Source organism: Asticcacaulis sp. (assembly GCF_020217185.1).
GTDB lineage: Bacteria > Pseudomonadota > Alphaproteobacteria > Caulobacterales > Caulobacteraceae > Asticcacaulis.
The window spans coordinates 1-10,000 of the sequence record NZ_JAIWNX010000185.1 but is presented as its reverse complement, the minus strand read 5'-3'; the positions used below and the strand labels follow the sequence as shown (position 1 = coordinate 10,000).

Genomic DNA, 10,000 nt, shown 5'->3' with positions numbered 1-10,000 from the left:
GATCGCCAATGGCCCACCGGCGGCAGCATCGGCTTTCGTCAGATGGCTCCGCTGGTCGCCGAATATGCCGATCTCGAAGTGCGCAAATTCAAGGCTTAAGCGCGTCCCTCAGCCACTGTTCGTAGTCGGCGCTGGCCCACTCGATGCGCGTGGCGATCAGTTCCGGCACCTCGTAGCTATGGGCGGCCTTTACCGCCGCCGCCAGCGCCGGGAGTTTGTCGCGCAGGGTCTTGATCGTCAGGCCGATCTCATCGGCCGTTTCCACCTTCCCCTGCCATACATAGGTCGAGCGCAGCGGTGCACACTGCACACAGGCCGCCAGCTTCTGCGTTACCAGAAGCTCCGCGATGCGTTCGGCCTCATTGGCATCGGCACAGGTGATGGAAACGGTCATAAGATCGGTCATAGACAGGTTATAGCCCGCCATCTGCCTCTGCCAAAGCCCTTAGAGGCGTGAGGACTGAGACGCCTTTGACCGCTTGGCTGCATCTTCTGGGCGGCGGCGTGGCGCGCGATGGCCCAGCCGCACATAGTGGCGGAAGGTTTCGGCATAGGACGGCAGGGTGGCGACGCTGACGCCGATCAGGTCAGCCAGCCAGTCGCCGACACTGGCGCTGCGTCCGGTAAAGAGTTGCGCCACCTCGATCAGCGCCCCGAGCACCAGCACCCCCAGAGCCAGGTCTGTGCGCCGCACGCGCGGAAAGGCCAGTTGCAGCATCAGCGTCAGGGCAAAGAAGGCGATGATGTGCGCTTCCTTGTCGGTCAGACCAAAAGCCTGTTCGGCACCGGAAAACGGCCCCAGCACCAGCACCGCGACCGTCACCGTGAGCAGGGCCAGGCAGATACGGATGTACAGCAAGGCTTTCTGTGCGCGTGACATGGCGACCTCTCGTTTGCGTCTGCACCCTAAGCGCGCAGGGTAAACAAAAGGATGGCAAAACGCGTTAATACCCACTGATCGCATTAATCACGCACGCATCGACGCTTATTTAACCCTGCGCAGCTAGGGTGCGTGGAACTCCACACGCCGGAACCCTGTATGCGCCCTGATACTGCGAAGCTGAACACGCCCTCGAAAGCCTCCAAACCCGCAAACGACGGCGGCCTTCTGTGCGCGCTGGACACCCACGCGGTCATCGAAGCCAAGATGCCGCTGAAATGGACACTGCTGGGCCTGTTTATCTCTTGCAGCGGTTTCTGGGCATTGGTGGCGGGTCTGGCGACCCGGCACTAGATGATTAGTCCCTCGCCGGGCGGTGGCTCCGCCACCTTGGCCGCCGCTCAATGGCGGCTTGAGCGAAATAAATCATTTCGCTCTACATCTCCCTAGCTGTCACTGACTTCGCTCAGCCGCTTAGCCGCTTCTGCCGCCAGCTTGACGTCCTGTGCGCGCGAAATGGGGGCCACGACGATACCCGACGGCGTGGACACGACCATAATGTCATCGAGCCCGATAATGGCCACAGGCGGCCCTTCGGCGCGGATCAGGCAGTTGTGGGCATCGATCAGGATGGTGCGCCCCTGCGCATGGTTGCCGACGTCATCCTTGGCCCCCAGACGCCACAGTTCACTGAACCCGCCCACGTCCGCCCAGCCAATATCACAAGGGGCCGTCGCGGCGCGTGAGGTGCGCTCCATCACCGCATAGTCGATGGAGATAGAAGGACAGAGTTTGAAACCTTCCGGGTCAAGCGTGCGGGTCACGCCCTGCGTCGCGGCCTTGTCGAAAGCCTGCTGCGTGGCAGTGAGGACATCCGGCTCATATCGGTTCAGCTCCTCCAGCATCACCTGCGGTGAGAAGAGAAAGATACCGGCATTCCAGTCATAGCCGCCATCGGCGACATAGCTTTGGGCGGTTTCAAAGTTTGGCTTTTCGAGGAAGCGACGGATACCATAGACGCCCTCGGCCAGCCGCTCGCCGCGCTGGATGTAGCCGAAGCCCGTCTCCGGAGCGGTGGGGGTGATGCCAAAGGTGACGATGCGGTCCGTGGCCGTCGCGGCGGCCCGGTCAAGGGCGTCGCGGAACACCTCCGGCTTTGAGATCATGTGATCGGCAGGCACCAGCAGAACCAGCGCCTCCGGGTCGATCTCCAGACCGATCAGGGCCGCCACCGCCGCCACCGCCGCCGTATTACGCGCAAAGGGTTCGAGCACGACCGCCTGCGGCGTGAGGTCAATGGCCTCAAGCTGCGCCGTCGCCAGCGCTTCGTGGCTTTTGCCGCAAATGACCACAGGTTTCAGAAACCCTGCCCCCGACAGACGCAGCGCCGTTTCCTGAATCATGGTGTGCTGGGTGGCCAGCGCGTGAAACTGCTTGGGCTGTTCAGGCGTGGACAGGGGCCACAGGCGCGTACCCGACCCGCCCGACATGATGACCGGTAAGATTTTCATAAATCATCCTTGGAATACAAACTGTTTCCGGACAGGTGAGCGACTATGCGCCGACGAATACCGGTTAGGCAACTGGATGACGGACTTTACCGGGATAGGGCTGTAAAAAGTCAAGACCTCCGGTGATACCGGAGGTCTTGTAAGATGGGGACAGCCTTTAGGAAATATCAGTAACGATAGTGTTCCGGCTTGAACGGGCCTTCGACCGGCACGCCGATATAGTCGGCCTGTTCCGCATTGAGCGTCGTCAGCTTGGCCCCCAGCTTTTCGAGGTGCAGCAGGGCGACCTTTTCGTCGAGCTTCTTCGGCAGGGTATAGACCTGCTTGTCATAGGCCTTGTTGTTGGTCCACAACTCGATCTGCGCCAGGGTCTGGTTGGTGAACGAGGCCGACATGACGAAGGACGGGTGGCCGGTGGCGTTGCCGAGATTGACCAGACGCCCTTCCGACAGGACGATGATCTTCTTGCCATCCGGAAATTCCACGTGGTGGACCTGCGGCTTGATCTCGTCCCACTTGTAGTTGCGCAAGGAGGCGACCTGAATTTCCGAGTCGAAGTGACCGATGTTACAGACGATGGCGTTGTGCTTCATCTCGCGCATGTGCTCAAGGCGCAGGACGTCCTTGTTGCCGGTGGCGGTGACGAAGATATCGCCGACCTTGGCCACCTCTTCGACGGTGCGGACTTCGTAGCCTTCCATGGCGGCCTGAAGGGCGCAGATAGGGTCGATTTCGGTGACGATGACGCGCGCCCCGCCATTGCGCAGCGACGCGGCCGAACCCTTGCCCACATCGCCATAGCCGAGGACGACCGCGACCTTACCGGCCAGCATGACGTCGGTGGCGCGGCGGATGGCATCGACCAGCGATTCACGGCAGCCATAGAGGTTGTCGAACTTCGACTTGGTCACCGAGTCGTTGACGTTGATCGCCGGGAAGGGCAGCTCGCCCTTCTGCGCCATGGCGTACAGGCGGTGGACACCCGTGGTGGTTTCCTCAGACACGCCGGTGATGGCGTCGCGGATGGCCGAATAGAAGCCCGGCTTTTCCTTCAGATAACGCTTCATGACCTTATAGAGGGCTTCTTCTTCCTCATTGGTCGGGTTGTCGAGGATCGAAGCGTCCTTTTCGGCCTTCGGCCCCAGCACGGTCAGCAGGGTCGCATCGCCGCCGTCATCGAGGATCAGGTTCGGATAGCCGCCGTCGTGCCATTCGAAGATCTTGTGCGCGTAGTCCCAGTATTCTTCGAGGGTTTCACCCTTGATCGCAAAGACCGGCGTGCCCTTGGCGGCGATGGCGGCGGCGGCGTGGTCCTGCGTCGAGAAAATGTTGCACGAGGCCCAGCGCACCTCGGCCCCCAGCGCCTGAAGCGTCTCGATCAGCACGCCCGTCTGGATGGTCATGTGCAGCGAACCGGCGATGCGCGCGCCTTTCAGCGGCTGCGACGGACCGTATTCTTCGCGCGTCGCCATCAGGCCCGGCATTTCGCCTTCGGCGATGTCGAGTTCCTTGCGGCCCCAGTCAGCGAGGGACAGGTCTTTTACAATAAAGTCTTGAGCGGCCATAGGGGTGCATCCATAGTTTCAAATGTTGCCGTCTTATAGCGGGCCACGGCGCCGGATGCAATCAAGATATAAAGATGTCTTTATATGGATGAAAAAAATAGACTCCCACGACCTTGACTTACACGGCAATAAAAGCGCTTATTGAACGTCGTTCAAGTTGATTTTGGAGGGAGGGATGAAAAAGGGACTCCTATTCGTTTGCTTTGCCCTGACAGGTCTCATCCTGACTGTAACACCTCTTGTGCTGACAGATTACGCGTTCAAGCATTGGAGCGATAATGGTGCCGCCCTCCTATGGGTATATCCCCCGTATGCCTTTTTCATGCATGGAAGTTTTTGGGCAGGCCTTGCATTGGTACTGCTGAGCCTATCAGGGATCATAACGCGCTCGAAAAAGCCAGATTAATCACGTCCTGCCCCCACTCCCACACCCAAAGCGCAAAGTCGATCACGTAGCGCGCCCCGAAATAAACCCAGGCTGTCGCACCGACCGCCACGGGGAAGGACAGCAGCAGACAGACCCCGTCCCTTTGCAGCAGGCCCAGCCCCGTCAGCACCACGGCGATACCCGGAATGACATTGGCCCCCGGCATGGGCAGCAGGAGGATCAGCGCCATCAGAAGCGTCTGCGCACCGGCATAGAACAGCCACACCCCGCGTGTCAGGAAGATCAGTCGTGGCCGGGTCAGAAACTCCACCTTACGCAGCACGACGCCACAGGCGCGAAAGGCTCCGCGCAGGGTCTCGCCCTTGAACGCCCAGTTCTTGATGAAGCCCGGCATCCACAATGCCTTGTGCCCCAGTAGCATCTGGATCGATGGCCCGATCAGCAGCAGACCAAACAGGGTGGAAATGCCCGGAATGTTGGGGATGCAGATCGGCAGGGCCAGAATGATCAGCAACAGCCCCAGCCCGCGGCCTTCAAGGTTTTTGAGCAGGGTACCGACCGTCACGGTGGGCGCATCGCCAAACGAGTCGGCCAGATCGTCAACCAGTTGCGAAGCCCTGATCCCGTGTTGGGGGGCGGTAGCATCAGGCATGGCGAATCTCCACAAGCACAGCGACAACGCCGTTACCATAACGCGCCGTCTGTGGGCTGTCATGTGTCGGGTTTGACCGGTTTGCCTGATCGCGCTAGACGAGGGTCAACCTCTCCTCCCTGCCGCGACGCGGTGGGGAGGGGGACCATCGAGCGCAGCGATGATGGTGGAGGGGGAGGCCTCCGAAATGTCAAGGGCCGCAACCTTGGCAAGCTTGGCATACTCCCCCTCCGTCATTTTCGCTACCGCTCAAACGCCACCTCCCCAATGCCTTCGGCACAGGGAGGAGAAAGTGAACACCATGCCCGATACCGCCCCGACCTTCGCCACTGTGCGCCACGACTGGACGAAGACGGAAATCGCCGCCCTGTTCGACCTGCCGTTCATGGAACTGGTCTATCGCGCCGCCACCGTGCATCGTCAGCACTTCGACCCGTCGGAAATCCAGTTGTCACAGCTTCTGTCGATCAAGACGGGCGGCTGCGCCGAAAACTGCGGTTATTGCTCGCAATCGGCGCATCACGACACGGGCCTGAAGGCCTCCAAGCTGATGCCGGTCGATGAGGTTCTAAGCGCCGCCAAAGCGGCCCGTGACGGCGGGGCCCAGCGCTTCTGCATGGGGGCGGCGTGGCGCGACCTGAAAGACCGCGACGTGCCGGCCCTCAGCCAGATGATTGCCGAGGTAAAGGCGCTGGGGCTCGAAACCTGCGCGACGCTGGGCATGATCACCCCGGATCAGGCCAAGGCGCTGAAAGAGGCCGGGCTCGATTACTACAACCACAACCTCGACACCTCGCCGGAATATTACGAGAGCGTCGTCACCACCCGCACCTATCAGGAGCGCCTCGACACGCTGGAAGCCGTGCGCGAGGTCGGCATGAAGACCTGCTGCGGCGGTATTGTTGGCATGGGCGAAACCCGTGAAGACCGCGTCTCCTTCCTGCACCAGCTGGCCACCCTGCCCGCCCATCCGGACAGCCTGCCGATCAATAATCTGGTGCCGGTATCGAACACGCCGCTGGGTGAACTGTCCAAAATAAAGGGCGGCGTCACGCCGGTCGAATTTGTGCGCACCGTCGCCGTGGCGCGTATCCTGTGCCCGAAGTCGATGGTGCGTCTGTCGGCCGGTCGCAATGAGATGAGCGAAGAACTTCAGGCCCTGTGTTTCCTGGCCGGGGCCAATTCGATCTTTGTCGGCAATCAGCTTCTGACCACGCCCAATCCGGAGCGCGGTTCCGACGCCTTCCTGCTGCAATCGCTCGGCCTGCGTCCGATGGCCGCGTCATAAATCCACCGCGTCCATAGGCGACAGATACCCAAAGGCTTCGCAATGGGATAAAGCGAAGCGGGGTTGGGTCGCCGCTTAACTCCCTTTCTGTCTGCCTAAAGGCTTTCTGAAAGCAAAAAGGTCACGGCGACCGACCTGATCCGGATATATGAGGCGAAAATGAAAATCGGTATTGCCGGCATGGGCTATGTGGGCCTGTCCAACGCCATGTTGCTGGCCCGTCATAATGAGGTTGTGGCCTTTGACATCGTCCCGGAAAAGGTCGCCCTGCTCAATGCGGGCAAATCGCCCATCGTCGATGCCGATATCGAACGCTATCTGAGCAGCGAGCCGATCAACTTCCGCGCCACACTGGATGCGCACGACGCCTTTAGTGACGCCGAATTCGTCATCGTCGCGACGCCGACCAATTACGACGTGACGACCAATCGCTTCGATACACGCTCCATCGAAGCCGCCACGGCCAGCATCCTGTCGGTCAATCCAAAAACCACCATCGTCATCAAATCGACCATTCCGGTGGGCTATACGAACCGTCTGCGCGCGATGCACCCCGACGCCCACATCGTTTTCTCGCCGGAGTTCCTGCGCGAAGGTCGGGCGCTTTATGACAACCTCTATCCGTCGCGCATCATTGTGGGGGAACAGTCGGAAAAAGCGCGCCTGTTTGCCGACCTGCTGAAAAACGGCGCAGAGAAAAAGGACATCGAGGTCCTCTTCACCAACAGCGATGAGGCCGAGGCGATCAAGCTGTTCGCCAATACATACCTCGCCATGCGCGTCGCCTATTTCAACGAACTGGACTCCTATGCCGAAGCGCTGGGACTGGATACGCGCCAGATCATCGAAGGCGTGTCACTCGATCCGCGTATCGGCAAGGGCTATAACAACCCGTCCTTTGGCTATGGCGGCTACTGCCTGCCCAAGGACACCAAGCAGTTGCTGGCCAACTATTCCGAAGTGCCGCAAAACCTGATCAAGGCGATTGTCGAGGCCAATACCACGCGCAAGGACTTCATTGCCGAGAGCATCCTGCGCAGAAAGCCCAAGGTCGTGGGGGTGTACCGCCTGACCATGAAGACCAATTCGGACAATTTCCGCGACTCTTCGGTGCAGGGCATCATGAAGCGCATCAAGGCCAAGGGCGTCGAGGTGGTGATCTATGAACCCGCACTCGACGCCGAAGAGTTCTTCAATTCAAAGGTCATCCGTGATCTGGAGACCTTCAAATCCCTGTCGGATGTCATCATCGCCAATCGTCTGGCCGATGAACTGAAAGACGTCGCCGACAAGATCTATACCCGCGATCTTTTTGGTTCGGACTGATCCGCCCTTTTTTGCAGCCGTTCATGAAATCTGGGCGCGGTGTCTGAGGCACCGCGCTCTTTCATTTCACGCACGCGCTGTTCGGCGCTGCGGATCAGGTCGGGGATCAGTTCGGCCTCCGGCAGGTTCTTCCAGTATTTCTTGGGCATTTCCGACTGCATGGCCTGCACCTTCAGGCGCGCGGGATTGAAGATATTGGCGAAATAGGTGCGCCACAGGTCATCCGTCTCGTCGCGAATATCAGGCTTTTCGGCAGGCTCATCACTAACGCGCAACGCCTCACCATCCCACGCGGCTGACCCTTTAGGCGTGGCAATCAGCCAGTCCATGTCATTGAAACGCCGCTGAAAGAACCCCGCTGTGCGCGCAACAATAAAATGCTCCGGTTCAAACCACGCCACAAAGGCGCGGCGCGGTCCCGGCGCCGGGATTTCCCGGAAGCGGACAAAGGCCTTCATCTTGTGCGTGTCGCGCCCGACCGATTTGGCAAAGGCATGGGCCAGCGCCACATCCGGATCGCTCACCACGCTCAGCAGATGCCTATCCGTCTGAAGCCGCCACAGCAGGCGATAACAGAGATCAAAGCGCCTGGGGTCGCTATGGCACAGCACGGCCTTGGACAATTCGACAAAGGCGGAAGGGACGGTGAAGACCCCTGCCCTGATGTCTGTGGTAAGGTAAGGGTCGGGCGTGGCCGTCGTTCCGCCAATGCTGGCGGTATCTCCCTTAAAATCAGCAGGAAGGTCGCTATCAAACAAGCCCACCTGCGCGCCGGTCGCGCCCCATTCCACCTCTCTCGGCGACAGCCCCTGACTGAGGGCCTCGCGCGCCGCATCGCGCCATTCGCCGTAGTCGCCGCGCCCGCGCAGGTCTAACCGCTTCACAGCAGCACCAGTTGCTGAGGTTCAGGCGCAAACAGGGTGCGCAGATCGGCGCGGTCGATCAGGCGCGCCGGCGTCCAGTCAGCGGTGACGACGAACGGCTTGACCTTACGCAACGACACCTTGAGCCGCTGCAAATCCTCCAGCTTCAGCCGCCGAACGCGCCGCACGCTGAGGATGGACTGCACCGCCTTCACACCAAAGCCCGGCACACGCAGCAACATCTCCTTATCCGCGCGGTTGACATCGACAGGAAAGCGCGCGCGGTTTTCCAGCGCCCAGGCGAGTTTGGGGTCCAACTCCAGATCGAGCATCCCGTCGGGCCGCCCTGCCGTGATCTCACCTATATCGAACCCATAGAAACGATAGAGCCAGTCGGCCTGATAGAGGCGATGTTCGCGCACCAGCGGCGGCTTGATCAGCGGCAAGACTTTTGAGGCATCGGGTATCGGCGAAAAGGCCGAATAATAGACGCGGCGCAGTCGAAAGCGGCTATAGAGCCCGGCGCTGGAGCCCAGAATAGTGGCGTCCGTCGCTTGGTCAGCCCCAATAATCATCTGGGTCGATTGCCCAGCCGGCACGAAGCGCTTGCGGCGCTTTTTGTAGGTTGGCTCTGACGCCGCGTCGATCTTCTGTTTCAATTCACCCATCGAACGGCGGATATTGGCCGGGTGCTTTTGCGGCGCGAAGGCCTCAACACCGGCATCGGTCGGCAGTTCGATATTGATCGACAAACGGTCAGCATAGAGCCCCGCCTCTTCGATCAATGCCGCCGAGGCTTCAGGGATGGTTTTGAGGTGGATATAGCCACGAAAATCGTGCTTCAGCCGCAGATCGCGGGCGATGCGTACCATCTGCTCCATGGTGTAATCGGAATTGCGGATAATGCCTGAGGAGAGAAACAGGCCTTCGATATAGTTGCGGCGATAGAATTCCAGCGTCAGCCACACCACCTCGTCCGGCGAAAAGCGCGCCCTCTCGACATTGGAGGAAGAGCGGTTGATGCAGTAGGCGCAATCGAAGATACAGAAGTTGGTCATCAGTATCTTCAGCAGCGAAATGCAACGCCCGTCCGGCGCGTAGGCGTGGCAGATACCCGACCCTTCGGTGGACCCCAGCCCGCCCGAGGACGAATCGCGCTTCGACGTCCCGGACGAGGCGCAGGAGGCATCGTACTTGGCGGCATCAGACAGGATGGCGAGGCGTTCCTTCAGCGTCTTCTTCATAATTGTTCATGATACGTTCCAAAAGCTCCGCCGTCAATACGGCAGACCTACCGAAAGACCGGCCACCAGAGCGGCACAAAAGCCAAAGGCCATGATCATAACCGTCGCCGTCGATTTGAGTTCGCGCATCTGAGCCTCCCATGTGTGGAGACAGTGTGGCGCCTCACCCGACAGACCGAAATACGGACATCACTAGTCGTTTATAATGGCGGCGCAAGCGCGACCTGTGCCCGAACACAAAGACCGGAACCCCATCAGAGTTCCGGCCTTTGACGACACATTC

General features: G+C 60.0%; 11 protein-coding genes. 4 read left to right on the top strand and 7 right to left on the bottom strand.

Annotated elements, in window-relative coordinates; genetic code table 11:
- On the top strand, positions 1-99 hold a 99-nt coding region (locus LDL37_RS09185; RefSeq protein ID WP_290797089.1), incomplete at its 5' end, for a DUF1961 family protein.
- Here the strand turns inward: LDL37_RS09185 and cutA are convergent.
- Complete coding sequence (gene cutA, locus LDL37_RS09180) at positions 89-406, bottom strand: divalent-cation tolerance protein CutA (RefSeq protein WP_290797087.1); 318 nt, start codon at positions 404-406, stop codon at positions 89-91. The genes LDL37_RS09185 and cutA overlap by 11 nt on opposite strands.
- A gap of 39 nt (positions 407-445) precedes the next feature.
- Entirely contained in the window at positions 446-880 is a 435-nt protein-coding gene (locus tag LDL37_RS09175) for a VanZ family protein (protein ID WP_290797084.1), read from the bottom strand.
- Positions 881-1,039: 159 nt separating this feature from the next.
- Between LDL37_RS09175 and LDL37_RS09170 the strand changes: the two genes are divergently transcribed.
- Positions 1,040-1,234 carry a hypothetical protein gene (locus LDL37_RS09170; RefSeq protein WP_290797082.1) on the top strand — a complete coding sequence of 65 codons (195 nt, stop codon included), beginning with the start codon at positions 1,040-1,042 and terminating at the stop codon, positions 1,232-1,234.
- Positions 1,235-1,326: 92 nt separating this feature from the next.
- On the opposite strand, the gene LDL37_RS09165 is transcribed toward LDL37_RS09170, so the two are convergent.
- The 3 genes from LDL37_RS09165 to LDL37_RS09155 form a co-directional block, all read right to left on the bottom strand.
- On the bottom strand, positions 1,327-2,391 hold the full coding sequence (locus LDL37_RS09165; RefSeq protein ID WP_290797079.1) for a mannose-1-phosphate guanylyltransferase/mannose-6-phosphate isomerase: 1,065 nt from the start codon (positions 2,389-2,391) through the stop codon (positions 1,327-1,329).
- A 167-nt stretch (positions 2,392-2,558) separates the two neighbouring features.
- On the bottom strand, positions 2,559-3,956 hold the full coding sequence (gene ahcY / locus LDL37_RS09160; RefSeq protein WP_290797076.1) for an adenosylhomocysteinase: 1,398 nt from the start codon (positions 3,954-3,956) through the stop codon (positions 2,559-2,561).
- 377 nt (positions 3,957-4,333) lie between these two features.
- Positions 4,334-4,996, bottom strand: coding sequence for an exopolysaccharide biosynthesis protein (locus LDL37_RS09155; protein WP_290797073.1), 663 nt, complete (start codon positions 4,994-4,996; stop codon positions 4,334-4,336).
- Positions 4,997-5,297: 301 nt separating this feature from the next.
- Here LDL37_RS09155 and bioB point away from each other — a divergent pair, with 301 nt between their 5' ends.
- The gene (gene bioB, locus LDL37_RS09150) at positions 5,298-6,284 is read left to right on the top strand and encodes a biotin synthase BioB (protein ID WP_290797070.1); all 987 of its coding nucleotides are present in this window, start codon (positions 5,298-5,300) and stop codon (positions 6,282-6,284) included.
- A 159-nt stretch (positions 6,285-6,443) separates the two neighbouring features.
- Positions 6,444-7,610: a nucleotide sugar dehydrogenase gene (locus tag LDL37_RS09145; RefSeq protein ID WP_290797067.1), complete on the top strand. Its 1,167-nt coding sequence runs from the start codon at positions 6,444-6,446 to the stop codon at positions 7,608-7,610.
- Here LDL37_RS09145 and LDL37_RS09140 read toward each other — a convergent pair.
- Together LDL37_RS09140 and LDL37_RS09135 are read right to left on the bottom strand one after the other, a co-directional pair.
- Positions 7,580-8,494, bottom strand: a complete 915-nt coding sequence (locus LDL37_RS09140) for a TIGR03915 family putative DNA repair protein (protein ID WP_290797065.1) — start codon at positions 8,492-8,494, stop codon at positions 7,580-7,582. The two genes, LDL37_RS09145 and LDL37_RS09140, sit on opposite strands and share 31 nt — an antisense overlap.
- Positions 8,491-9,717 carry a putative DNA modification/repair radical SAM protein gene (locus tag LDL37_RS09135; protein WP_290797062.1) on the bottom strand — a complete coding sequence of 409 codons (1,227 nt, stop codon included), beginning with the start codon at positions 9,715-9,717 and terminating at the stop codon, positions 8,491-8,493. The genes LDL37_RS09140 and LDL37_RS09135 overlap by 4 nt, the downstream gene beginning before the upstream one ends.
- Between the last annotated feature and the right edge of the window lie 283 nt (positions 9,718-10,000).

Coding starts and splice junctions, on each gene's coding strand:
- cutA (WP_290797087.1), bottom strand. CDS start 406: ATGACCGATCTTATGACCGTTTCCATCACCTGTGCCGATGCCAATGAG.
- LDL37_RS09175 (WP_290797084.1), bottom strand. CDS start 880: ATGTCACGCGCACAGAAAGCCTTGCTGTACATCCGTATCTGCCTGGCC.
- LDL37_RS09170 (WP_290797082.1), top strand. CDS start 1,040: ATGCGCCCTGATACTGCGAAGCTGAACACGCCCTCGAAAGCCTCCAAA.
- LDL37_RS09165 (WP_290797079.1), bottom strand. CDS start 2,391: ATGAAAATCTTACCGGTCATCATGTCGGGCGGGTCGGGTACGCGCCTG.
- ahcY (WP_290797076.1), bottom strand. CDS start 3,956: ATGGCCGCTCAAGACTTTATTGTAAAAGACCTGTCCCTCGCTGACTGG.
- LDL37_RS09155 (WP_290797073.1), bottom strand. CDS start 4,996: ATGCCTGATGCTACCGCCCCCCAACACGGGATCAGGGCTTCGCAACTG.
- bioB (WP_290797070.1), top strand. CDS start 5,298: ATGCCCGATACCGCCCCGACCTTCGCCACTGTGCGCCACGACTGGACG.
- LDL37_RS09145 (WP_290797067.1), top strand. CDS start 6,444: ATGAAAATCGGTATTGCCGGCATGGGCTATGTGGGCCTGTCCAACGCC.
- LDL37_RS09135 (WP_290797062.1), bottom strand. CDS start 9,717: ATGAAGAAGACGCTGAAGGAACGCCTCGCCATCCTGTCTGATGCCGCC.